This window comes from Streptomyces sp. NPDC050610 (assembly GCF_040654875.1).
GTDB lineage: Bacteria > Actinomycetota > Actinomycetes > Streptomycetales > Streptomycetaceae > Streptomyces.
Genome location: NZ_JBFAIV010000002.1, coordinates 264,779 through 288,999, shown reverse-complemented (window position 1 = coordinate 288,999; position 24,221 = coordinate 264,779). Strand labels below are relative to the sequence as shown.

The window sequence follows — 24,221 nt, the reverse complement described above, 5'->3', positions numbered from 1 at the left end:
CACCGCCCGCGAGCGGCCCCACAAGGCCCACAGGCCACCGTCACAACATCTTCACGGGGGTCGAACCCCGTTACGGGGCTATGACAAAGCTCGCTTGACAGTCGCTGTCATCGCGCAAGTAAGTTCGGTGTGAACTTACTTTCAGCTACATCCCGGCGTCCCTGCGCCGGAAGAAGGGATGCCCATGGGTTCCCACGCCCGCCCCAACCGAATACACCGCACCGGTGTCCGGGTCGCGATGGTCGCGCTCGTCGGCGCCGCCCTGCCGATCAGCGCCGCCGGCCTCGCCGAGGCGGCCACGCCCGGCACCGCGCACTCCGTCGACGAGAAGGGGCAGCAGAGCGGCGAGACCACCGCCCCGGCCGGTCACCAGCAGGACGTGCAGCGGCAGGACGCGCACCAGCAGGACGTGCAGCGGCAGCTCCACCCTGCCCAGTCCACGCAGCACGCTGTCAAGGACAAGTCGGACGGCAAGGCCGGCGAGACGGCCGGCAAGACCGCTCAGCCCGGCAAGGCCCCTGCCGCGCAGGACCCGAAGGACCAGGCCGCCCCGCAGATCAAGGCCGACCACGCCTTCCTGCTGGACGCCCGCGACGGCAGCCAGGAGCGGCCGATGTGGGGCGGGGCCAAGGCCGACGAGAGCGTGCCGATGGCCAGCACCACCAAGATCATGACCGCTCTGATCGTGCTCAAGCACCCGGAGTGGCTCAACCGGCAGATCGAGGTGAAGCAGGAGTACCGGGACTACGTGCAGAAGGTCGGCGCCAGCACCGCCGATCTCCAGACGGGCGACAAGCTGACCGTCAAGCAGATGCTGCACGCCATGCTGCTCCCGTCCGGCTCGGACGCCGCGCGGGCCCTGGCCGACAACTTCGGCTCCGGGGACACCGAGGACGCGCGGATCGCCGACTTCGTGCGCCAGATGAACGCCGAGGCGCAGCAGCTGGGCATGAAGGGCACGCACTTCGACACGTACGACGGCATCTCGCACGGCAACAACCACAGCACCGCCCGCGACCTGGCCAAGCTCGGCCAGCGCGCGATGCTGCAGCCGACGTTCGCCGACGTCGTGAAGAACAAGCAGTACAAGACCGAGGCCCCGGCGGCCAACGGCCACACCCGGTACTACACCTGGAACAACACCAACGAGCTGCTGGGCAGCTACGACGGCATCCTGGGCATCAAGACCGGCAGCGGCCCGGAGGACGGCTACTGCCTCGTCTTCGCCGCCAAGCGCGACAACCGCACGCTGGTCGGCGCGATCCTCCGCGACGACGAGGGTCGCTTCGACGACGCCACCAAGATGCTCGACTGGGGCTTCGCCCACTGAGCGGACGCTGAGCGCTCACTGAGCGGCCGTTGAACGGCCGCTGATCACAAGCGCCACCACGGGCCCCCGTACCGTCCCCACCCCCACGGTGGACGAGCGGGGGCCTTCCGCGTGCGCGCGGGCGGCCGTCGCCGTCCTACGCGTCGCTACAGACCGCGAACGCGATGAACGCGGCCCACGCGGCGGGGGAGACGGCGAGGACCGGGCCGCAGGGGTCCTTGCTGTCACGGACGGGCACGACGCCGTGAACCACGGCACTGGGGGCCCACTCGACGCACTGCCCGCCCTCGGGCCCGCTGTGCGACGACCGGACCCACTCGGTGGGCGTCACGTTGATTCCGTTACGCATAAGTCCGCTCCTTGAACATGCCTTTGATGTAGGCGATCGACTCATCGGAGACAGGGCGCCCCCGCCCATCACTCGCCCCCCTCCTTCGCCCTTAGCGCCGGGTCCAGGACCACGGCCTCGTCTATCTCCATCGTCGGCGCCTCCGGGAAGTGGCAGGCCGACAGGTGGCCCTCCCGGTTTCCCTCGATGCGGGCCAGTGGTGGGGGCGTTCGGGCGCAGATGTCCTGGGCTTTCCAGCAGCGGGTGCGGAAGCGGCAGCCGGAGGGGGGTTCGACGGGGGAGGGGACGTCGCCTGCGAGGCGGATGCGTTGGCGGGGGGCGGCGTCGTCCTCGTCGGACAGGGCCGCCTCCGGGACGGCGGAGAGGAGGGCGTGGGTGTAGGGGTGGCGGGGGCGTTGGTAGATGTCGTCCCTGGCGCCCACCTCGACGATCTTGCCCAGGTACATGACGGCGACGCGCTGGGAGAAGTGGCGGACCACGGCCAGGTCGTGGGCGATGAAGAGGAAGGCGATGCCCAGTTCGCGCTGGAGTTCCTGGAGCAGGTTGATCACTTGGGCCTGGATGGAGACGTCCAGGGCGGAGACGGGTTCGTCGGCGACGATGAGTTTGGGGCCGAGGGCCAGGGCCCGGGCCACGCCGATGCGTTGGCGCTGGCCGCCGGAGAACTCGTGCGGGAAGCGGTTGTAGTGCTCGGGGCTGAGGCCGACGATTTCCAGGAGTTCGCGGACGCGGGCCTCGCGGCCGCCCGGCGGGTCGATTCCGTTGATCTCCATGGGTCCGGAGATGATCGTGCCGACCGTCTGGCGCGGGTTCAGGGACGAGTACGGGTCCTGGAAGATCATCTGAATTTCGGAGCGGACCGGGGCCAGCGCCTTGCGGCCGGCGTGGGTGATGTCCTGCCCCTGGTAGGTGATCCGGCCCGCCGTCGGTTCCAGCAGCCGGGTCAGGAGGCGGCCGGTGGTGGACTTGCCGCAGCCGGACTCGCCGACCAGGCCGAAGCTCTCTCCGGCCCGTACGGTCAGGTCGATGCCGTCCACGGCCTGTACGGCCCCCACCCGCCGCTTGATCGGGAAGCCGCCCATGATGGGGAAGTGCTTGGTCAGCCCCTCGGCGACGAGGATGTCAGTCATCTGCGTTCGCTCCTCAGCCCAGCCGGGGCTTGATCTGCTCGGTGAAGGTGGTCCGCTTCTGCTCCGCGGTCAGGTGGCAGGCCGCGCCGCGGCCGGCCGGCGGTTCCGGGCGTTCCGTACGGCACCGGTCGCCGGGGACGTCCGCGGCGAAGCCGCAGCGCGGATGGAAGGGGCAGCCCGACGGCGGGGCCAGCAGGCTCGGGGGCGCGCCCGGGATCGGGGTGAGGGGTTCCGCCACGTTCGAGGCGAGCCGCGGCATCGAGCCCAGCAGCCCCCACGTGTACGGGTGCTGGGGCGCCCGTAGCACCTCGCGGACCGTACCGCGCTCGATGACCCGGCCCGCGTACATCACCAGCAGGTCGTCGGCGGTGTTGGCGACCACGCCCAGGTCGTGGGTGATCAGGATGATCGCCGAACCCGTCTGCTGCTGAAGGTCCTTGAGCAGGTCGAGGATCTGCGCCTGCACGGTGACGTCGAGGGCGGTGGTCGGCTCGTCCGCGATCAGCAGCTCGGGGTCGCAGACCAGCGCCATGGCGATCATCGCGCGCTGCCGCATGCCGCCGGAGAACTGGTGCGGGTAATCGTCCACGCGCAGCGCCGCGTTGGGGATGCCGACCTTCTCCAGCATCTCGATCGCGCGCAGCCGCGCGTCCCGCCGGGAGGCTCCGGTGTGCTTGCGGAACGGCTCGGAGATCTGGCGGCCCACCGTGTAGTACGGCGAGAGCGCGGTCAGCGAGTCCTGGAAGATCATCGCCATCTTGTTGCCGCGCAGCCGCTCCAGGGCCCGTTCGCCCGCGCCGGTCAGCTCCTGCCCGTCCAGCCGGATCTCGCCCTTGACCTCGGTGTTGCGCGGGTCGTGCAGGCCGAGGACGGTCAGGTTGGTGACGGATTTGCCGGAGCCGGACTCGCCGACGATGCCCAGTGTGCGGCCCCGGGCGAGGTCGAAGGAGAGGCCGTCGACGGCCTTGACGACGCCGTCCTCGGTGCCGAAGCGCACGTACAGGTCGCGTACGGACAGGAACGCGTCGTCCGGTTCCGGGCCCGCGTCCGGGGCGGGGCCGGCGGCGCCGGGCTGGGTCACAGTGGTCACGTCGGTGGTTCTCCAGGCTCCTGGGGGCGGCTGGGCGGCTGGGCTGGACCCGTGCGCTAGGCGAGGCGTACGCGCGGGTCGATGAAGGCGTAGGCGGCGTCCACGATGATGTTGGCGACGACGATCGCGGTGCAGCCGACGAGCATCACGGCCATCAGGGTCGGCAGGTCCGTCTCGGTCACCGAGGAGACCGCCAGCCGCCCGAGCCCGTGCAGGTTGAAGGTGAACTCGGTGATCATGGCGCCGCCGAAGAGCGAGCCGAGGTCGATGCCGAAGATGGTGACGATGGGTGCCAGCGCCCCGCGCCACGCGTAGCGGAAGAAGACGGCGCGGCGGGACAGCCCCTTGGCCCGTGCCGTCCGTACATGCTCCTCGCTCAGCTGCTCGATCATCTGGGAGCGCGTCATTCGGGTGTAGTTGGCGACGAAGATGATCGACAGCACCAGCCAGGGCAGCAGCATCCCCATGAACCACTTGCCGGGATTCTCGGTGAACGGGTGGTAGCCCGGCTCGTCCAGGATGCGCAGCCCGCCGCTGACGAAGAGGCCGAGCGCGATGACGCCCACGAAGTAGATCTGCAGCGAGTTGCCGATCAGCGACAGCGAGCTGAAGAGCTTGTCGACGAGCGTGCCGCGGCGGGCCGCGGCGATCATGCCGAAGCCGACGCCGACGATCAGGAAGACGAACGCGCCGCCGAGCGCGAGCGAGAGCGTGGTGGGGTAGCGGTCGACGATGGTGCCCCAGACCGGCTGCTGGTTGGAGAAGGAGTAGCCGAAGCAGGGGGCCGGGCAGTGGCCGACGGTCAGGTCGCGGCCCGCGAAGATGCCGATCATGTAGTGCCAGTACTGGACGGGCACGGGCTGGTCCAGGCCGAGGTTCTTGTTGATGACGGCGAGCGCGTCCGGCGTGCAGTTCTTGCCGCAGGACATCAGGGCCGGCTCGGAGGGCAGCGCGAAGAACAGGAAGAACGTGATCGCGCTGATCAGCAGGATGATGACGAGCGCGCCGAGCGAACGGCGGGCGAGGAAACGGAGCATGGCATCGCGGTTCTTCCGGTACGGGCGCGTTCCGGTACGGGCGCGCGGGGCGTCCTGGCTGGTGGGAGGGGGCCGTGCCCGCCTCGGTGACCGGCGGGCACGGCCGTACGTGCGGCCGGTGCTGCTTGCTGTTACGTCTGCTGCTTCCGCTACTTCACGTAGACGCCGGTCGGGTCGACCGAGCCGTACACCGGCATGTACTTGACGCCGCCGAGCCCCGAACCCCACAGCGAGAACTGGCGGTTGTAGAAGGTCGGGACGCCCGGCACGTCCTCCGTGAAGATCTTGTCGGCGAGCTTCATCCACTCCGGCGCGGCCTGCTTGATGTCCGTGATCGCGTTGATGCGGTCGATCTCGGAGTTGACCTTCGGGTTGTCGAGGTGCCCGTAGTTCTGGCTGCCGTCCGCGATCACCCGGCCGTCGAAGAGCGGCGGCACGACCGTCGAGGAGACCGGCCAGTCCGCGCCCCACGAGGAGCGGTAGATGTCGAACTTGTTGTCCACCTGGGAGGTCGCCGTCCGCCAGGTATTGGCGTCGACCTCCTTCTTCTGGACCTTGAAACCGGCCTTCTGGAGCGCCTGGGTCACCACCACCGCGACCTTCTGCTCTACGTCCGTGTTGCGGTAGGCGTAGACGATCTCCTGGCCGACCTTCCCGGCCTCCTTCAGCAGCGCCCTGGCCTTCTCCGCGTCGCCCGCCGGGTGCGTCTTCTTCCCGTACGGATCGGTGGCCTGGTAGCCGTCCATCGCCGGGGACAGGTAGTTGGTGGCGATGGTGCCGGCGGTCGTGCCGCCGTTCTGCTGGAGGATCTGCCCGTTGGGCATCGCGTACGCCAGCGCCTTGCGGACCTTGACGTCCTTGAGCCGCGTCATGTTGAAGCTGATGTAGTCGACGTACGGCTGGATCTCCACGAAGCGGCGGGCCTTGGTCCCGGCGTCGTCCAGCACGTTCTGCGTCATGCCGGGGTCGACGGCGTTGGTGAACGACATCGCGTTCTTGTCGCCGCCCTGCTGCGCCAGGGTGCGGCGCGTCAGGTCCTGAGGCTGGTGGCCGAAGCTGATGTCGAACCGGTCGGCGTACTGGTGCCGGATCGGGTCCGTCGCCGGGTCCCAGTTGGGGTTCCTCACCAGCGTCAGCGACTTGCCGACCTTGAAGTCCGCGACCTGGTACGGGCCGGAGGAGAAGGGCGCGTTGTCGTACTTGCGCTGGGTGTCCTTGGCCGCCTTCACCGCCCCGACGTTGGGCATCGCGGTGGCGAACGGGGTGTCCGCGTGCGGCTTGCGGAAGTGCAGGACGACGGTCTTGGCGTCGGGGGTGTCCAGCACCGAGGACGGCAGGTGATCGCCCTTGTACGGGCCGTCCGGCAGCGCCTTGCGGAAGGAGGTCCCGTCGCCCGAGAGCCACTGCGGGATGTACATCGGGCCGTCGGTCTCGAAGTCGGCGTAGAGCCGCTCGATGCCCCACCGCACGTCCTTGGACGTGATCGGCGAGCCGTCCTGGAACTTCAGCCCGTCCTTGAGCTTGAACGTCCAGGTCCTGCCGCCGTCGGAGGCGGTGCCGGGGCCGGTGGCGAGGTCGCCGACGACCTTGGCCTTGCCCGAGGGGTCCACCTTGTAGGAGGTGAGGGAGCGGTTGTAGAGCATCTGGGCGGTCAGCATGTCGGAGTAGTAGATCTGGCCGGGGTCGAGGTGGTTGAAGGCGTCCCGCTGGAGAACGGTGACGGCGCCGCCCTTTTTGGCGCCGGGCACCTCGGGGGCGGGGCCCTTCGAATCGGCCTCGGTGCCGATCGTGAAATTGGAGGCCTTGTTCTTGTCCGAGGACGGGCCCTGTTCCTTCTTGTCGCCACCGCCCCCGCCGCCGCTGCTGCAGGCGGTGAGCACGAGAGCTCCGGTGGCCAGGGCGACGGCGGCGAGCCGGGCTCTGCGCCGGGGAGACGAAGTCATGAATTGCTCCTGCCTCGGGTGTCGGATGGATATCCGTGGCGTGCACACCTGTGGTGTGGATATCCGGGGCGTCGCCTAACGGTTCGTCTTCGGGTCGAATGCGTCCCGGACCGAATCCCCGAGCAGGTTGAAGGCGACCACGAAAACAATCATGGCGATGCCCGGGAAGAAGATGTAGGTGAGATCGCTTTCGTAGTAATCGGCGCCCGCCTTGAACATGCGGCCCCAGTCGGGGGTCGGCTCGACGATCCCGACGCCGAGGAAGGACAGCCCCGCCTCCACGGTGACCAGCGTCGGCAGCATCAGCGTCGTCTGCACCAGGATCGGCGTCCACAGATTGGGCAGCAGCTCTTTGGTGATGATGCGCCACGGCGCGGCCCCGGTGACCTTCGCGGCCTCCACGAACTCCCGTTCCCGCAGGCTGAGCACCTGGCCGCGGAGCAGCCGGGCCATTCCCATCCAGCCGAGCAGCCACAGCACCAGAATCAGCGTCACCACCCGCAGATAGGTGGGCGTCTCCTTCTCCGGGGAGACGAAGAGGGAGTACACGACGGGGGTGAAGGCGACGAAGGACAATTGGCTGGGGAAAGCCAGCAGCAGATCGATGAAGCGGCCGAGGAAGTAATCGGTCCGGCCGCCGATATAGCCGGCGGTGACGCCGATCAGCACGCCCGTGACCACACAGAGCACGGTGGCGATCGTGGCGATCAGCAGCGAGGTGCGGATTCCGTAGACGAGCTGGGTGAAAACGTCCCGGCCCAGGGTCGGTTCGATGCCGAACCAGAAGTCGCCGGAAATCCCGCCGTTCGGTTTGATCGGATATCCGAACTCATTCAGCAGGCCCGGCTCGTCGAGCCCGTACGTCGTCGTCGGGTCCTTCCCGTACAGCTTGGAGATCAGCGGCGCGGCGACGGCCACCAGCAGGAAGAAGAGCACGACGAACGCCGAGACGACGCCCGTGCGGTCGCGCTTGAACCGCCGCCACATCAACTGGCCCGGCGACCTCCCGACCAGTTTTCCCGAATCCCCGCCGCCGTCCGGGGTGACATTCAGCGGGTCGAGAGGGGAGGCGCCGCCGGCGCCCGCCGCCGCGGCCTGGGAAGGACTCGTCATCGCGTGAAGCCCCCGCACTGGTCGTCCGCACTGTCGTCCGCACTGTCAACTCGTGGAGCCGTCGCGGGCGCTGTGTGCGCCGCGAGTTGACCGGACTTTTGCAATGAATCCGCAGGCCGGTCAAGAGGGCGTCAGCGGCGGATGCGGCGTTCCTTCGTATCTTGAGCGAAGGTTTTGCAGATCGAGGTGCGGGCGTGCTTGACAATGGCTTTCGGTACACGGCTGGGAACTGAATAGCGAGGTGCGCGAGGGGTATTGGGATATTCCGGCGACTGGATGGGCAGTCTCGGATGAACGGTCCGGGCCGCACGCCCGGGACCGGCGGCGGTCGGGGACTCGCGCGCCCGCCGGCCCGCGGACGCCCGCTCGTACAGCAGGCCCTCGGCCTGACGGGCGTCGCCCGTGAGCAGCCACGCGACCCGCGGCAGCCGTGGCGGCGGCGAACTCCTCGAAGCCCGGCTCGCCGCCGCCCGCCACCGCCGGGTCCCTGCCGTCGAGTTCCTGTCCGCGTCGCCCCTGTCACGCTCCTCCGACAGGACAGGGTGGGACGCGGATCAGGCTGCCTCGCGGGCCGAACGAGTTTCCGGACCGCCGATCAGGGGAATGGTCGGCCGCTTTTCCCACCGACCGCTCAAGGATCAGTCGATTTTCAGCGACCTCTTGAGGAAGTCCACCTGGAGCAGCAGCAGATTCTCGGCCACCTGCTCCTGCGGCGTCATGTGCGTCACGCCCGACAGCGGCAGCACCTCGTGCGGGCGGCCCGCCGCGAGGAGCGCCGAGGACAGCCGCAGGGTGTGCGCGGCCACCACGTTGTCGTCGGCGAGGCCGTGCACGATCATCAGCGGCCGGGCCTCCTCCGCCGCGCCCGACAGCCCCTCGTCCGTGACGAGCGAGTTGGCGTCGTACACCCCCGGCTGCTCGTCCGGGTGGCCGAGGTAGCGCTCCGTGTAATGGGTGTCGTACAGCCGCCAGTCGGTGACGGGCGCGCCCGCGACGCCCGCGTGGAAGACGTCCGGGCGGCGCAGCACCGCGAGGGCCGCGAGATAGCCGCCGAACGACCAGCCGCGGATGGAGACCCGGCCGAGGTCCAGCGGGTAGCGGTCGGCGAGCGCCCGTACCGCCGCGACCTGGTCGTCGAGGACCACGTCGGCCATGGTGTCGCGGATGGCCTTCTCGCGGGCGGGCGAGTGGCCCGGGGCGCCCCGGCCGTCGGCGACGACCACGGCGAACCCCTGGTCGGCGAACCACTGCGAGGTCAGGTACGCGTTGTGCGCGGCGACGACGCGCTGGCCGTGCGGGCCGCCGTAGGGGTCCATGAGGACGGGGAGCGGGCCGTCGCCGTCGCGGTAGCCGGTGGGCAGCAGGACGGCGCAGGGGATGCGGTCCGGCCCGGCCTCGGTCAGCTCGGGGCGTGCGGTCAGCTCCGGCTTCTCGGCGTACGAGTCCACGGCGGCGGCCCGCTTGCCGTCGCGCAGCACCTCGACGGCCGCCCCGGCGCGCTCCAGCACCGCGGAGACTATGACGCAGACGTCGCCGGAGCGTACGGCCGCGTGCACGCCCCGGCCCTGCGAGACGCGCTCCACGCCCAGTTCGTTGACGCGGTAGACGTGCACCTCGCCGGTCTCCGGGGCGGCGGCCTCGGGTCCGGCGGACGCGGAGACGAGCACGTCGTTGCCGCCCACGTCCAGCACGGACCGTACGTGCAACTGCGGTCCGGTCAGGGCGCGGTCGCCGACGACGAGCACCCGCGCGCCCCCCTCGTCCGCGATCCGCAGCAGATGTCCGTCCGGCGTCCAGGCGGGCACGCCGGGGAAAAGATCAAGCCACACCGGGTCCTCGTCGGCGTGCAGCATCCGGGTGGCGCCGGTCTCGGCGTCCACGGCCAGGTGCAGTTGAGAGCGCTGATCGCGGGCCTGGACGAGGAGCAGCGGCGGCCCGTCCGCGGACCAGTGGACGCGTGCGAGGTAGGGGTAGCGATCGCGGTCCCACACGATGTCCGTGCGGGTGCCGTCGAGGCGCAGCAGGGCGAGGGAGACGTCGGCGTTCGGGGTGCCGGCGGCCGGGTACGCCTGCTCGGCGGGCTCGCGGTCCGGGTTGGCGGGGTCGGCGATCCACCAGCGGTGCACGGGGGAGTCGTCGACGCGGGCGGCGATCAGCGCGTCGCTCTCGGGGGACCACCAGAAGCCGCGGTAGCGGTCCATCTCCTCGGCGGCGATGAATTCGGCCAGGCCCCAGACGGCGGGGTCCTCAGGGCCCTCGGGCCCGGCCAGGGCGCGGTCTCCGGAGCCGTCCGCGGCGACGAGCCGCAGCGCGCCGCCCGCGGCGTAGGCGATGTGCCGCCCGTCGGGGGAGGGGCGCGGATCGGCCACCGGTCCGGGCACGGGCAGTTCGCGCGCCGCGCCGGACCGCAGGTCGGTGGCGAAGAGCCGGCCGGAGAGGGCGAACGCCGCCGACTCGGCCGCCGCGTCCGTCGCGTAGCCCACCACGCCCGCCGAGCCCTCGCGGGTGCGCTCGCGCCGGGCGCGCTCCTCGGCGGACAGCCGCTCGCCCGCGCCGCCGAGCAGCTCCCCCGGATCCGCCGCCGGATACTCGCGGTTCTCGTCGAGGTCGAGGACCCATAGGACGTTCGCCCGATCGGTGCCTGTTCGGGAGCGCAGGAAGACGACACGAGAACCGTCGGGGGACACGGTGAAGGCGCGCGGGGCGCCGAGGGAGAAGCGCTGGGTACGCGCGTGCTGCCGCGGAAAAGTCATGCTCTGACCCTACGTTTCCTCTCCTGGACCCACGGTTTCGGCCACAGCCAGGGGACCTTCACGCGATCTTGCCGCTTGAAACATCAACTGGCCTACGGACAGGGGCATATCCGCCGGGTACCGATGCCGATGCCGAGGCGGGTGTGCGCCCCGTTCTGCTCCCGTGCACCGACTCATGCGCGCGTACGGAAAGTTATGATCACTCGCGCATAGTGGGTATGCCTTTCCTTGGCTTTCCCATGCCTGCGTTCCATGCTGTCCATCCGACCGCGCGTCCCTGGAGGTGAACCGCTGTGGCACTCTCGATTTCGGCGGTGGTGCTGCTGGCGATCATCGTCTTCCTGCTGGTCCGGAAGTCCGGACTGAAGGCAGGTCATGCGGCGGTCTGCATGCTGCTGGGGTTCTACCTGGCCAGCTCGTCCGTCGCCCCGACCCTCCACCAGCTGACCACGAACGTCGCGGGGATGATCGGCAACCTCAAGTTCTGAGCGGGCGGCGGTGAGCCGGTTCCCGCCGCTCGCCGGCGGCGCGCGGCTCGTACGCTGTTCCCCATGAGTGACCTTCCGGCCCGCCGACTCCTCCTGGTGCACGCCCACCCGGACGACGAGACGATCAACAATGGCGCGACCATGGCCACGTACGCGGCCTCGGGCGCCCATGTCACGCTCGTGACCTGCACCCTCGGCGAGGAGGGCGAGGTGATCCCGCCCGAGCTGGCGCACCTCGCCGCCGACCGGGACGACGCCCTCGGCCCGTACCGCGTGGGCGAGCTGGCCGCCGCGATGCGGGCGCTGGGCGTCGCCGACCACCGCTTCCTCGGGGGCGCGGGCCGGTTCCGCGACTCCGGGATGATGGGCGCGCCGCAGAACGAGCGCCCCGACTCCTTCTGGCGGGCGGAGCCGGACGACGCCGCCGGGTACCTCGTTGAGGTGATCCGCGAGGTGCGCCCGCAGGTGCTGATCACCTACGACCCGGAGGGCGGCTACGGCCACCCCGACCACATCCAGGCGCACCGCGTCGCGATGCGCGCCGCCGACCTGGCGGCCGACCCCGCCTTCCGGCCGGAGCTCGGCGCGGCCCACGCCATCGCGAAGATCTACTGGAACCGCATACCGCTCTCCGTCATCGAGGAGGGCATCGCACGGCTGCGCGCCGCCGGGAAGGAGAGCCCCTTCCCCGAGATCGCCTCCACCGAGGACGTGCCGGGCGTCGTCGACGACGCCGACATCACGGCGGCGATCGACGGCTCGGCGCACAGCGCGGCCAAGACCGCCGCGATGCGCGCCCACGCCACCCAGATCGCCGTGGACGGCCCCTTCTTCGCGCTCTCGAACGACCTGGGGCAGCCGCTCCTCTCGACCGAGTACTACCAGCTCGTACGGGGTACGGCCGGCGCCGCTCGCGAGGACGACCTGTTCGCGGGGGTGGCGCTGTGACGGCCGCGGGCGACGGTGCGAAGCGCGCGAAGGCCGCGTCCGGCGGATCCGCCGGGGCGGGCAATCCCGGCGGGTCCGCCGGGGCCTCGGCCCAGGCGGCTCGCGCGGCGGTCTTCGGTACGGGCCTGGCCAAGCCGATGACCGCGGGGCGGATCGCCGCGTACCTCGGCCTGCTCGTGCTCGGCGCGCTGGTCGGGATCGCGGGCGCGCTCGTACAGGCCGGCTGGTTCCCCGGCGGGCTGCTGCTCGCGCTGCTGGGCCTGGCGGCCCTCTGCTACGGCGGGGTGAAGGCGACCGGCAGCAGGGTCGGCGGGGCCGCGCCCGGCGCGGGCTGGCTGATCGTCGTGCTGCTGCTGACCGCGACCCGGCCGGAGGGCGACTTCCTCTTCGGGGCGGGGCTCGGCACCTACGTTTTCCTGCTGGGGGGGATGTTCGCGGCTGTGATGTGTGCCACGCTCCCGAAAGCGGCGCAACCGGACAGATCGACAGCCCGACTTGGTAAGTGACGTGACGTTTTCCGCTTGACGTCCGATTGCGGAAATCGGTCCGTCGAGCCCCGTACCCGACCCCCGCTCGCGACGGCCGCCCGCCGGACGTCAAGTGGGCGTGTGCGGCGGCCAGTATGGTGGTGCGCGCCGCCGAGCCGCCCGCACGAGGTCATGACGGGCGGCGGAGCTAACTGGGAGAACCTGCATTGAGCCGTGAATCTGACAGTTCGTCCTCTGGGTCCCAGGGGCGCGGTGGCACCGCGTACCCGTCGGGGACCCCGCCGTACGGAGCCCGCCAGTATCCGTCGCTGCATCCCACGCAGGACGAAGTCGGCGCAGGCGCAGAGGAGCCGACCGTGGCACCCAAGCCGGAGGAGCCGAAGACCGAGACCACGCTGACCACCCGGATTCGGATCAACATCCCGGGCTCGCGGCCCATTCCGCCAGTCGTGATGCGCACGTCGGTCGCGGACGACCCGACCCAGACCGGGGGCGGCAACGGCGCCGGCGCCGGTTCCGGCAAGGGCGGCGAGCGCACGGGCGCCCACCCCAGGCCGGGCGCGCCCGCCGCCGCGGCGCCCCCGGTCCCGCCGGGGCCGCGCACGGAGCCCGACCCGCTGCGGCCCGGAGCGCCTTCGGGCGCGCCCGGGGCCCCGGGGCAGGGCTCGGGACAGAACCCCGGAAAGGGCCCGGGGCAGCCTTCGGGGCAGAAGGAGAAGACCAGCGACTGGTTCGCGCCGCGCAAGCCCGCCGCGTCCTCCGGAGCGTCGGGTTCCTCGACGACCGGCGCGACGCCGCGCCCGGCCGCGGCGGCCGAGACCACCCAGGAGTTCCAGGCCCCGGGCATCGGCGGCCGCTCCGACCTCCCCTTCTCCGCCGACGGCCCCCCGGCTCGTACGGACACGCCGGCGGCCGGCTCCCCGCGCGTACAGCCGCCGAGCGGCTTCCCTGGCACGCCGCCCGCCCGCCCGGCGGGCACGGCCCCCGGCGCCGGCCCGGCCTTCGGCTCCGGCCCGGAAGCGGGCCGCGGCAGTGGGTCCGGCGCGGGCTCGGGCTTCAGCGCGGGGCGTGACTCCGGCGGTGCGGGCGCGGGTTCCGGTCCGGGCTTCGGCTCGGGCTCGGACACGGGCGCCGGTCCGGGCTCCGGCGTACCCGGTACGGGCACGGGTCCGGGCTTCGGCGCGGGCGCGGGCTCCGGCGGTCCCGGTGCGGACTTCGGTTCCGGCGCGCCCGGCACGGGTCCGGCCTTCGGGTCCGGCGCGGGCTCCGGCGGCCCCGGTGCGGGCTTCGGCGCGGGTGCGGGGGCCGGTGCGGGCTCCGCCTCCCCCTTCGGGTCCGGACCTGACACGGCCTTCGGCTCGCGTCCCCAAGGGGGCGCCGCGGACGCCGGGACAGCACCCGGCTCGGGCCCCGGCGGCCCCGGCGGTGCGCCCTCGCGCGGCGACGACACCGCGCGGCTGACCCCGCAGGCCCCCTTCGGGCAGGACGGGAAGCCCTCGTTCGACGCGCAGGCCAAGGCGCCGGGTGCGGCGAGCGCCTCGGCGGACCGTACGTCCAGCGACACCCTCGTCAGCGGCATCCCGGTCGTACCGCCCTCCGAGGCCCGCGCCAAGCCGCTCTTCCCGGCGGCGGCGATGGCCGACGGCCAGGTCTCCGGCACGCCCGGACAGAGCGGCCCCGGGCAGGGCGGCGGCGCGGTGGACAGCGGCGCGCCGCGCGTCGCGGTCCCGGCGCCCAAGCCGGGTGCGGCGGCGCCCGCACCGGCCGCCGCGAAGGCCGCGCCGAAGAAGGCGAAGAAGAAGGGCCGCTCCAAGATCGTGCTGCTCGGCGGCGGCCTCGTGGCGCTCGTCGGCATCGCGTACGGCGCGGGCCTGCTGCTCGACCACTCGGACGTGCCGGCCGGCACCACCGTCCTCGGCGTCGACATCGGCGGCACGACGAAGGAAGCCGCGGTCCAGAAGCTCGACAAGGCGCTGGGCAACCGCAAGACCGCGCCCCTGAAGGTGTCGATCGGCGGCAAGCAGAGCGAGCTCAAGCCGTCCATCGCGGGGCTGACGGTCGACACCCAGGCCACCGTGCGCGGTCTGGCGGGCCGGGAGTACAACCCGGTCACCGTCATCGGCTCGCTGTTCGGCGGGGCCCGGAAGGCCGAGCCGACGATCGTCGCGGACGACGAGAAGATGACCTCCGCTCTCGACACGCTGGCCGGCGGCACGGCGGGGGCGAAGGACGGCACCATCAAGTTCGAGCCCGGCAAGGCCGTGCCGGTCTACGGCAAGGCGCACCAGGGCCTGGACACCAAGAAGGCCATCGGGGCCGTGACCGACGCTTATCGCCGGCGTGCGGAGACCGGTCAGGACAAGGTCACGGCGCTGCCCAGCACCAGCCGGCAGCCGGCGGTCAGCAACGCCGAGGTCGACCGGCTGATGAAGGACTTCGCGAAGCCCGCGATGTCCGGTCTCGTCCACGTCCAGACCGACCCCGCGCACAGCATCCCGTTCAGCCCGGCGCTGTCGCTGCCGAAGATCCTTTCGGTCAAGGTGGTCAACGGGCAGCTCGTCCAGAGCTACAACCTGCCCGTGCTCAAGGAGCTGTACGGGACGACCTTCCAGGGCGTCCTGATCCAGCGCGGCAACGGCTCCAAGACCCCGGTCACCCCGCAGGACGTCGCGGTGGCCCTCGGCAAGGCGCTGGTCGGCAAGACGCCCGCCGAGCGCATCGGCGTCATCCCGGTCAACGGCACCTGACGAGTCCGTACCGCACGGCCCGAGAGCCCCCGCACCGCCGGTGCGGGGGCTCGGTCATGGCGCGACCCATGACATCTGTCATCCCGAGTTCACGACCGCTGACACTGCCGCGCGCCGCCCGCGTCCGCGAAGGTTGTCCTCATGACCACTTCAGCGATCGAACGCACGGGGGACGAGCGCCGCACTGACGCTCCCGTGGTCAGCTTCGGCAATGTGAACAAGAGTTACGGCAGCGTGCGCGCCGTCTGCGACCTGGACTTCCAGCTGTTCCCGGGCGAGACGGTGGCGCTGCTCGGCCCCAACGGCGCGGGCAAGTCCTCGACCCTCGACCTGCTGCTCGGGCTGCGCAACGCGGACTCCGGCACCGTCGAGGTCTTCGGCACCTCGCCGCAGCAGGCCATCATGCGGGGCAAGGTCGGCGCGATGCTCCAGAGCGGCGGCCTGATGGAGGACGTGAAGGTCCGCGAGATCGTGCAGCTCGCGTGCGACCTGCACCCGCGCGCGTACTCGGCGCGGCAGGTGATGGAGACCGCGGGCATCACCGATATCGCCGACCGGATGGTCAACAAGCTCTCAGGCGGCCAGGAGCAGCGGGTGCGGTTCGCGCTCGCGACGGCCGGACCCAATGACCTGATCGTGCTCGACGAGCCGACCACCGGCATGGATGTGACGGTACGTCAGGCGTTCTGGGGCGCGATGCGGGAGCAGGCGCAGGCCGGCCGTACGGTCCTGTTCGCCACGCACTACCTCGAAGAGGCCGACGCCATCGCGGACCGGGTGATCGTGCTGCACCGGGGCCGGGTCCTCGCGGACGGCTCGGCGGCCGAGATCAAGGCGAAGGCGGGCGCGCGGCGCATCGTCTTCGACCTGGAGGGCCCCATCGACGAGACGGCGCTGCGCGGACTGCCGTGCCTGTCGGCCGCGGAGGTCTCCGGCCGTACGGTCCGCATCCAGTCGCACGACGCCGACGCGACGGTGCACGCGCTCTACGGACTCGGCCTGTACCCGCGCAACCTGGAGGTCGCCGGGCTCGGCCTGGAGCAGGCATTCATAGCGATCACCGACGCAGCCACCGCCGAGGAGGGGGGAAACCGATGAACACCCTGGTCAAGCTGGAGATCAAGCGCACCCTGCGCAACAAGAAGTTCATGTTCTTCTCGGTGCTGTACCCCTCCGCGCTCTACCTGCTGATCGCGGGCGGCGCGAAGACCTCGGAGCCGATCGGCGACACCCATCTGTCGCTGCCGCTGCTCTTCATGGTGTCCATGGCGTCCTTCGGCGCGATCACCGCCGTCCTCATGGGCAACAGCGAGCGGATCGCCAAGGAGCGCGAGAAGGGCTGGGTGCGCCAGTTGCGGCTGACCTCGCTGCCCGGCCGCGGCTACGTGGCCGCGAAGATAGCCTCGGCCGCCGTGGTGACCCTCCCGTCGATCGTCGTTGTCTTCCTGGTGGCCGTCACGGTCAAGGGCGTGCGGCTGGACGCGGCCTGGCAGTGGGGCGCGCTGGTCGTCGCGATCTGGGCGGGCAGCATCGTCTTCGCGGCGCTGGGCGTGGCCGTCGGCTACCTCGCCACGGGCGACGCGGTGCGCCCCATCACGATGATCATCTACTTCGGTCTGTCGGTCCTGGGCGGCCTGTGGATGCCGACCACGACGTTCCCGCAGTGGCTGCAGAACATCGCGGACTGGATGCCCACCCACGCGTACGCCGGGCTCGGCCAGGCCATCGAGCTGGGCAACGCCCCGCACGCCAAGGATGTCGCCCTGCTCGCCGTCTATCTTGTGCTCTTCGCCGGCGCTGCCGCTTGGCTGTACCGCAAGGACACCCGCAAGGCCTGACGGCCGAGGAGAGGGCACGAGCATGACTGAACGGGGCGAACGGGCCGGTCTTCCGCGGCGCCGCAGGCTGTGGCGGTACCTCACGGAAGAGGACGACGAGCCCGGCCGGGGGCTCGCCATCGCCCAGGAGCCCGAGCACGGCCGACAGGTGATAATCAAGCTGCTGTGGATCGGCATCTGGCTGGCCTACATGGCCGCGCCGATCTCCGACCTGCTCGACGGCCACCACAGCGGGGGCGGCTCCGTGCTCGGCTGGGCCGGGCTGGCCGTGTTCGTCACCGGCTATCTCGTCCTCGTCTTCCGCAACACCGTGCTCCCGCTGCGCGGGGCCCGCGTCCTGGCGGCGCTGGGTGTCCTCATGGCGCTCGGGGTCGTGCTCGCCCTCACCCTCGGCCCGCCCTGGCTGGTGCTCTGCGTCTACGTCTCCGTGGCCTGCGGCGCGGTGCTGCCGACACGGGGAGCCCGCATCTCGATCGCGCTCGTCACCGTCGTGCTGCTCGCCGTGGGGCTGACCATGGACGGCGACGCCGGCACCCTGCTGGCGGCCCTGCTGATCCCCTCCTTCCTCGGCGGCTTCGCGATGACCGGGGTGCGCCAGATGGTCCGCACCACCCGGGCGCTGCGCGAGGCCCGCGCCACCGTCGCCCATCTCGCCGCCAACGAGGAGCGCCTGCGGCTCGCCCGCGACCTGCACGACCTCCTCGGCCATTCGCTCTCGCTGATCACCCTGAAGAGCGAGCTGGCCGGGCGGATGCTCCCGGCCAGCCCCGAGAGCGCCGCCCAGCAGGTCGCGGACATCGAGCGGGTCAGCCGGCAGGCGCTCGTGGACGTACGGGAGGCGGTGAGCGGTTTCCGCCGCCCCACTCTGGAGGCCGAGGTGGCGGGCGCCCGTACGACCCTGGCCGCCGCGGGCGTCAACGCCGACCTGTCCCGGGTCGCGACCGACCACCCCGACCTGCCCCTGGACGAGGAGGGCGCGCTGGCCTGGGCGCTGCGGGAGGCCGTCACCAACGTGGTGCGGCACAGCGGCGCGCGGTCCTGCGTGGTGACGCTGGAGGAGCGCGGCGACGAGCTGCGGCTGACCGTCGCGGACGACGGCCGGGGCCCCGAGGGCGAGTACGGAAACGGGCTGACGGGCCTCTCGGAACGGCTCCAGCTCGCCGACGGCCGCCTGGAGACGGGACCGGGGGAGCGCGGCGGCTTCGTGCTGCGGGCGTCCGTACCGCTGTCCCGGCGTGTCGCCCCCGTCGCTCCGGACCTGGAGGTGGGGCCCTGACCACGCGGCTCGGCAGCTGACGGGAAGGGGGAGGCCGCGCCGCTGGCTACGCTTGCGCGCATGACCGATCCCGGGGGCGAGCGGCCCGCCCGACGCATAAGAGTTCTCCTCGCCGAGGACCAGTCGATGGTGCGAGAGGCGCTGGCCGCGCTGCTGGGGCTGGAGGGGGACATCGAGGTCGCCGTCCAGGTGGCGCGCGGCGACGAGGTGGTGGACGCCGCCCGGGCGCACCGCCCCGACGTGGCGCTGCTCGACATCGAGATGCCCGGCATGTCCGGGCTCGACGCGGCCCTGCTGCTCCGGCGGGAACTCCCCGAGGTCAAGGTGGTGATCCTCACGACCTTCGGGCGGCCCGGCTATCTGCGCCGGGCCATGGAGTCCGGCGCCGAGGCGTTCCTCGTCAAGGACGCGCCCGCGGCGCAGCTCGCCGACGCCCTGCGCCGCGTGCTGCGCGGCGAGCGGGTGATCGACCCCACGCTGGCGGTCGCGGCGCTCACCGATGGGGCGAACCCGCTCACCGACCGGGAGCAGGACGTGCTGCGCGCCTGCGCCGACGGCTCGACCAACGCGGAACTCGCCGCGGTCCTGAGCCTGTCGCCCGGCACGGTCCGCAACTACCTGTCCACGGCCATCCAGAAGACCACCGCCCGCAACCGCGCCGAGGCCGTCCGCATCGCCCGCGACAAGGGCTGGCTGTAGGAACGCCCGGTCCGGACCAGTGAGGACTTATGTCCCTACGTGCTGTGTTCACTGCACGGGACAATCGATACTGGAGTCGCGCGTGCGAGTCCGGCCGCTCGCCCGCATCCCGCTCGTCCGAGGAAGGAATCCGCCGCCGCCATGCCCCGTAAGCATTCGCCTGACGGCGGGCGACTCGTCGCCGCGGTCCTGGTCACCACGATCGTGGCGCTCGCCGCGGCCGACGCGCTCACCGGGCCCCAGCTGCGCGTGATCATGTTCGCCGCCGTCGCCCCGCTCATCGCCGCGCGCCGCTGCTCCTACCGCGGCACCGTCCTCGTGGCCGCCGTGTACACCGTCGCCCAGACGCTCGTGTACCGCGTGGTCGCGCCGGACTGGTCCGTCGCCAGCACCCTCGTCGCCTTCTTCGCGGCGCTGCTCATCGGCGTCTGCGCCATGTCGCTCTCGCGGGCCCTCACGGAGCGCGAGGCCGTCTACGACCGGACCCGCATGGTCGCCGACGCCGTACAGCGCACGCTGCTGCGCGACCTGCCCATCGACGCCGGGGCGCTGCGCGTAGCCGGTTTCTACAACTCCGCCCAGGAGGGCGCCCGGGTCGGCGGCGACATCTACGAGGCCGTCGAGAGCCCGTACGGGCTGCGGATCGTGATCGGCGACGTGCAGGGCAAGGGCATGCCCGCGATCGGAGCGGCGCACGCCGTGCTCACCTCCTTCCGCGAGGCCGCGTACCACGAACGGAACCTGGAGGACGTCGCCGAGCACCTGGAGGCCGCGCTCGTCCGCCACAACGACGCGTTCTCCCGCACCGGCGCCGACGAGCGCTTCGTGACCGCGCTGCTGCTGGAGATGACGGCGCCGGGCGAGGGCCGGGTGCTCTCCTGCGGCCACATCCCCTACTACCTGATCCGCGGCGACCGGGTGGAGGAGCGGCTGCCGCCCGACGCCGGGCTGCCGCTCGGGCTGGGCGGGCTCACCGGCCGGCCGCGCCGGGCCGCGGACATGGCGCAGCACGCGGACGACTGGATGGTCCTGTGCACGGACGGGGTGACCGAGGCGCGCGACGCGACCGGGGAGTTCTACCCGCTCCGCGAGCGGCTGGCCGGCTGGACGCACCTGAGCCCGGCCGACCTCGCCCGCACGCTCCGCGCCGACCTCGACGCGTACACGGGCGGTGAGCTGCGGGACGACGCGGCGGTGCTGGTGGTGCGGCGTGCCGAGGCCGCCCAGCGCCTCGCCGGGGCGCCGCGCGCCGTGGACGTGCCGATCGCCGCGGCGGATGCGGCGGATGCGGCGGAGGAGGCCCAGGCCGCCTGAGGCCGGCTCGTACGCGCTCCTCCCTGGCCACCGCTGAGAGGCGCCCGGCCCCGGCCGCCTGAGCCGCTGCCGTCCGCCCGCCCGGCTCAGTTCAGCATCGCCCGCGCCGAGCGCGCCTGACGCCGTACGGACTCGGCGGCGCTCGGCTCCATGGCCGCGATCACGTCCGCGTACTCCTCCATCTCGCGGGCGCCGCCCGTGAAGTCCCCGCGCTGTACGAGCAGCTGGGCGTGTTCGTACCGGAGCCGGGCCGGGTGGCTGGGTAGCAGCAGCGTCAGCTCGACGGCCCACAGCTGGACGTCGCTGCGCTCCGGGCGGGCCGTGGCCCAGGCCCGGATGTTGTTCAGGATGCGCTGCACGATCTCCAGCGGCTCCGCCGGGGAGAGCATGGCGGGGGAGAGCGGTGCGCCCGTCGCGCCCGCCACGAGCAGCCCGGCGTCGTCGTCGGAGAGCGGCCGCCCGCCGTCAAACGGGTCGGCCAGCGCGTGCGGCCCGTACGGATCGCCGAACCCGATGACGAAGTGGCCGGGCAGCGCCACCCCGTACACCGGGGCGCCCGCCCGCCGCGCCACCTCCAGCCACACCACGGACAGCAGGATCGGCAGCCCGCGCCGCCTGCGCAGCACCTCGTGCAGGAGCGAGGACTCCAGCCTGCGGTAGTCGGCGGGGCCGCCCTGGAAGCCGTGCCGCTCGCCGAGCAGCTCGGCGAGCGCGCGGGCCCATCTCGCCGGCTCCGGCCGCAGCCGGGCGGAGGCCGGCGAGGGCAGCTGCCCGGCCAGCCGGTCGAGTTCGATCTGTGCGGCGTCGATGCCGGACTCGTCCAGCCCGGCATCGGCCTCGGCGGCGAGCAGCAGGCAGAGCAGCGCGAGGTCGGGGCGCTCCTCGCGCGCCGCCTCCGCGAACCGCTGCCGTCGGCCGGTGGTGTCGTACATATGTGCCTCGTACCCACTCGGGGCGGTGGACCCGCACACTCCTTATACGGGGCCACGCCAGTGGTCGTAGCGGTGGTGGGTGACGAAGCCCAGCCGGTCGTAGAGCGCGTGCGCGCCCTCGTTCTCCTCCTCCACCTGGAGATACGCCGCCGAGGCGCCCTCGCTCAGCGCCTTGTCCGCGAGCGCCGCCAGCACGGCCGAGGCCAGCCCGCGGCGCCGGCGCCCCGGATCGACCTCGATGGCGGTGAACCCCGCCCAGCGGCCGTCCACGACGCACCGCCCGATAGCGGCGGGCGGCTCGCCGCCCTCGCCCGGCACCGTCGCGAACCAGACGGACGGGCCGCCGCCCAGCACCTCGGCGGCCTCCGGGCCGTGCCGCGTCAGGCGCCCGTACCGCCGCAGCCAGTCCTCGCCCGGAACCCGCGAGAGGGCTACGGACGAGAGGTCCGCCCCGGTGTCCGCGAGGGGCGCGAGCGCCCCGATCCGTATGAGCGCGGACCCCTCGGCGCGCCAGCCGTGCTCCGCCAGCGCGTCCGCCAGCCGCCGGCCGGCGCCCACCGTGCCCTCGCTGACTTGTACGTACGGGGGCAGCCCCCGCGCCGCGTACCACTGGGCGGTACGGCGCAGCGCCGCGTCCAGCGGCAGTCCGGGGTCGCCCAGCGGCAGCACCGAGTTGGCGCGCCGGGTGAAGCCCGCCGCCGCGCGCAGCAGCCAGCCGCCGAGGCGCTCGCTCTCCACCGGCGGCCAGGCGCGGGCCGCGACCCGGTCGAGTTCCTCGGCGTTCGTGGCGGGGACGCGGCGCCGGGCGGGGGCCGGCGGCACGACCTTCCCCGCGACCAGCGTCGCCTCGTCCACAGGGATGGTTTCGCCGGATCTTCGTGTGATCCGCAGCACACCCTCCGACCATGATGTGAGAACGCCGACAGTGTCGGTGAATTTCTCCGTCATCCCGCTGGTGTCGATGACGCGCCGCACCGATACCCTTTTCCCCACATCAGCAGGGGTGATCCGAACCTCGAACCGTCCGCCCGTGGTGAATTCCACAGCTCTCTCCACCCCTCTTGTGCGTCTCTTGCCCGGGAACGGAGATACTAGGTGCGGGCATCGACGACGCCGCGCTCCCGCGCGAGATGAGCCCTACCGAGGAGGAACGACAGCGTGACCTACGTCATCGCGCAGCCTTGTGTCGACGTGAAGGACAAGGCGTGCATCGAGGAGTGCCCCGTCGACTGCATCTACGAGGGCTCCCGGTCCTTGTACATCCACCCGGACGAATGCGTCGACTGTGGCGCCTGTGAACCGGTCTGCCCGGTCGAGGCAATCTTCTATGAGGACGACACTCCCGAGGAGTGGAAGGACTACTACAAGGCGAACGTCGAGTTCTTCGACGAGCTCGGCTCGCCTGGTGGCGCCTCGAAGCTCGGTCTGATCGAGCGCGACCACCCCTTCATCGCCGCGCTGGACCCGCAGAACCAGTAAGCGGGTACGCAGCGCGCCGCCCCGGTCCCGTACGGCCTGCCCGCCGCGCGGGACCGAGGCGTTTTGAGCACGACGTGAGGAAAGAGAGCACCGTGGGCGCAGTCTCCGCCCGGCTTCCCCGCTTCCCGTGGGACCGGCTCGAACCGTACAAGGCGGCGGCCGCCGGCCATGCCGACGGCATCGTCGACCTGTCGGTCGGCACGCCCGTGGACCCCGTTCCCGCGCTGGTCCGCCGCGCGCTCGCCGACGCGGCCGACAGCCCCGGCTATCCGACGGTGTGGGGCACGGCCGCGCTGCGCGACGCGCTCACCGGCTGGTGTGCGGAGCGGCTCGGCGCGCGGGACCTGGCGCACGCCAACGTGCTGCCGGTGGTGGGTTCGAAGGAGCTGGTGGCCTGGCTGCCGACCCAGCTCGGGCTCGGCGCCGGCGACAAGGTGGCCTACCCGCGCCTCGCCTACCCCACGTACGAGGTCGGCGCGCGGCTGGCCGGCGCGGAGCCCGTCGTCTACGACGACCCCTGGGAGCTGGACCCGGCGGGACTCAAGCTGCTCTGGCTCAACTCGCCCTCGAACCCGACCGGCCGGGTGCTCGGCGCCGACGAGCTGCGGCGCACGGTGGAGTGGGCGCGCGAGCACGGGGTGCTGGTCTTCAGTGATGAGTGCTACATCGAGCTGGGCTGGGAGGCCGAACCGGTCTCGGTGCTGCACCCGGACGTCTGCGGCGGTTCGTACGAGGGCATCGTGGCCGTCCACTCGCTCTCCAAGCGCTCCAACCTGGCGGGCTACCGCGCCGCGTTCGCGGCCGGCGACGCGGCCGTGCTCGGCGAGCTGCTCCAGATCCGCAAGCACGGCGGAATGATGGTCTCCGCGCCCGTGCAGGCGGCCACCGCGGTGGCGCTCGGCGACCGCGCGCACGTGGACGAGCAGCGCGCCCGCTACGCGCGCCGGCGGACCGTGCTGCGGGCGGCCTTCGAGGCCGCCGGATTCCGGATCGAGCACAGCGAGGCGTCGCTTTACCTGTGGGCGACGCGGGACGAGCCGTGCTGGGACACGGTCGGCGACCTCTCGAAGCGCGGCATCCTCGTCGCGCCGGGCGACTTCTACGGGACGGCGGGGGAGCGCTTCGTGCGGGTCGCCCTGACGGCCACGGACGAGCGCGTGGACGCGGCCGTACAGCGGCTGACGGAGTAGCGGCCCGGCGGCCGCGCCCAGGTGTTGAGGGGACGGCCGGCACGGGCGTACGGGCCGGTACGCGCGCGGGACGCTCT

At 72.0% G+C, this 24,221-nt stretch carries 21 protein-coding genes; 12 read left to right on the top strand and 9 right to left on the bottom strand.

Annotated elements, in window-relative coordinates:
* The first annotated feature begins 184 nt into the window (after window positions 1–184).
* Complete coding sequence (locus AB0I22_RS03535; protein WP_363128927.1) at window positions 185–1,330, top strand: serine hydrolase; 1,146 nt, start codon at window positions 185–187, stop codon at window positions 1,328–1,330.
* 136 nt (window positions 1,331–1,466) lie between these two features.
* Here AB0I22_RS03535 and AB0I22_RS03530 read toward each other — a convergent pair whose 3' ends face one another.
* From AB0I22_RS03530 to AB0I22_RS03500, 7 genes are all read right to left on the bottom strand, one after another.
* The gene (locus AB0I22_RS03530; RefSeq protein ID WP_363128926.1) at window positions 1,467–1,679 is read right to left on the bottom strand and encodes a DUF397 domain-containing protein; all 213 of its coding nucleotides are present in this window, start codon (window positions 1,677–1,679) and stop codon (window positions 1,467–1,469) included.
* A 68-nt stretch (window positions 1,680–1,747) separates the two neighbouring features.
* Entirely contained in the window at window positions 1,748–2,809 is a 1,062-nt protein-coding gene (locus tag AB0I22_RS03525; RefSeq protein WP_363128925.1) for an oligopeptide/dipeptide ABC transporter ATP-binding protein, read from the bottom strand.
* Between the two features lie 13 nt (window positions 2,810–2,822).
* On the bottom strand, window positions 2,823–3,890 hold the full coding sequence (locus AB0I22_RS03520; protein ID WP_363129098.1) for an ABC transporter ATP-binding protein: 1,068 nt from the start codon (window positions 3,888–3,890) through the stop codon (window positions 2,823–2,825).
* A gap of 65 nt (window positions 3,891–3,955) precedes the next feature.
* Entirely contained in the window at window positions 3,956–4,936 is a 981-nt protein-coding gene (locus AB0I22_RS03515; RefSeq protein WP_363128924.1) for an ABC transporter permease, read from the bottom strand.
* Between the two features lie 149 nt (window positions 4,937–5,085).
* Window positions 5,086–6,879 carry an ABC transporter substrate-binding protein gene (locus AB0I22_RS03510; protein WP_363128923.1) on the bottom strand — a complete coding sequence of 598 codons (1,794 nt, stop codon included), beginning with the start codon at window positions 6,877–6,879 and terminating at the stop codon, window positions 5,086–5,088.
* 75 nt (window positions 6,880–6,954) lie between these two features.
* A complete protein-coding gene (locus tag AB0I22_RS03505; protein ID WP_363128922.1) occupies window positions 6,955–7,992 on the bottom strand; it encodes an ABC transporter permease in 1,038 nt (345 codons plus the stop codon).
* 638 nt (window positions 7,993–8,630) lie between these two features.
* Window positions 8,631–10,745 (bottom strand): prolyl oligopeptidase family serine peptidase, encoded by a 2,115-nt coding sequence (locus AB0I22_RS03500; RefSeq protein ID WP_363128921.1) that lies wholly within the window; start codon window positions 10,743–10,745, stop codon window positions 8,631–8,633.
* A gap of 293 nt (window positions 10,746–11,038) precedes the next feature.
* Between AB0I22_RS03500 and AB0I22_RS03495 the strand changes: the two genes are divergently transcribed.
* From AB0I22_RS03495 to AB0I22_RS03455, 9 genes are all read left to right on the top strand, one after another.
* The gene (locus tag AB0I22_RS03495) at window positions 11,039–11,233 is read left to right on the top strand and encodes a hypothetical protein (RefSeq protein WP_030878306.1); all 195 of its coding nucleotides are present in this window, start codon (window positions 11,039–11,041) and stop codon (window positions 11,231–11,233) included.
* 63 nt (window positions 11,234–11,296) lie between these two features.
* Window positions 11,297–12,181, top strand: a complete 885-nt coding sequence (mshB, locus tag AB0I22_RS03490; protein ID WP_363128920.1) for an N-acetyl-1-D-myo-inositol-2-amino-2-deoxy-alpha-D-glucopyranoside deacetylase — start codon at window positions 11,297–11,299, stop codon at window positions 12,179–12,181.
* Between the two features lie 137 nt (window positions 12,182–12,318).
* The gene (locus AB0I22_RS03485; RefSeq protein ID WP_363129097.1) at window positions 12,319–12,687 is read left to right on the top strand and encodes a DUF6113 family protein; all 369 of its coding nucleotides are present in this window, start codon (window positions 12,319–12,321) and stop codon (window positions 12,685–12,687) included.
* 338 nt (window positions 12,688–13,025) lie between these two features.
* Window positions 13,026–15,416 (top strand): hypothetical protein, encoded by a 2,391-nt coding sequence (locus AB0I22_RS03480; RefSeq protein ID WP_363128919.1) that lies wholly within the window; start codon window positions 13,026–13,028, stop codon window positions 15,414–15,416.
* 141 nt (window positions 15,417–15,557) lie between these two features.
* A complete protein-coding gene (locus AB0I22_RS03475; RefSeq protein ID WP_363128918.1) occupies window positions 15,558–16,514 on the top strand; it encodes an ABC transporter ATP-binding protein in 957 nt (318 codons plus the stop codon).
* Window positions 16,511–17,254, top strand: coding sequence for an ABC transporter permease (locus AB0I22_RS03470; protein WP_363128917.1), 744 nt, complete (start codon window positions 16,511–16,513; stop codon window positions 17,252–17,254). The genes AB0I22_RS03475 and AB0I22_RS03470 overlap by 4 nt, the downstream gene beginning before the upstream one ends.
* A 22-nt stretch (window positions 17,255–17,276) precedes the next feature.
* Window positions 17,277–18,530 carry a sensor histidine kinase gene (locus AB0I22_RS03465; protein WP_363128916.1) on the top strand — a complete coding sequence of 418 codons (1,254 nt, stop codon included), beginning with the start codon at window positions 17,277–17,279 and terminating at the stop codon, window positions 18,528–18,530.
* 60 nt (window positions 18,531–18,590) lie between these two features.
* Window positions 18,591–19,229: a response regulator transcription factor gene (locus AB0I22_RS03460; protein ID WP_363128915.1), complete on the top strand. Its 639-nt coding sequence runs from the start codon at window positions 18,591–18,593 to the stop codon at window positions 19,227–19,229.
* A gap of 141 nt (window positions 19,230–19,370) precedes the next feature.
* Window positions 19,371–20,543 (top strand): PP2C family protein-serine/threonine phosphatase, encoded by a 1,173-nt coding sequence (locus AB0I22_RS03455; RefSeq protein ID WP_363128914.1) that lies wholly within the window; start codon window positions 19,371–19,373, stop codon window positions 20,541–20,543.
* 86 nt (window positions 20,544–20,629) lie between these two features.
* On the opposite strand, the gene AB0I22_RS03450 is transcribed toward AB0I22_RS03455, so the two are convergent.
* Both AB0I22_RS03450 and AB0I22_RS03445 read right to left on the bottom strand, forming a co-directional pair.
* Entirely contained in the window at window positions 20,630–21,475 is an 846-nt protein-coding gene (locus tag AB0I22_RS03450; RefSeq protein WP_363128913.1) for a transglutaminase-like domain-containing protein, read from the bottom strand.
* Window positions 21,476–21,517: 42 nt separating this feature from the next.
* The gene (locus AB0I22_RS03445) at window positions 21,518–22,519 is read right to left on the bottom strand and encodes a GNAT family N-acetyltransferase (protein WP_363128912.1); all 1,002 of its coding nucleotides are present in this window, start codon (window positions 22,517–22,519) and stop codon (window positions 21,518–21,520) included.
* A 114-nt stretch (window positions 22,520–22,633) separates the two neighbouring features.
* On the opposite strand from AB0I22_RS03445, the gene fdxA reads away from it, so the two are divergent.
* Together fdxA and dapC are read left to right on the top strand one after the other, a co-directional pair.
* On the top strand, window positions 22,634–22,954 hold the full coding sequence (gene fdxA / locus AB0I22_RS03440; protein WP_363128911.1) for a ferredoxin: 321 nt from the start codon (window positions 22,634–22,636) through the stop codon (window positions 22,952–22,954).
* Between the two features lie 92 nt (window positions 22,955–23,046).
* Window positions 23,047–24,144, top strand: coding sequence for a succinyldiaminopimelate transaminase (gene dapC, locus AB0I22_RS03435; protein WP_363128910.1), 1,098 nt, complete (start codon window positions 23,047–23,049; stop codon window positions 24,142–24,144).
* Window positions 24,145–24,221 lie beyond the last annotated feature (77 nt).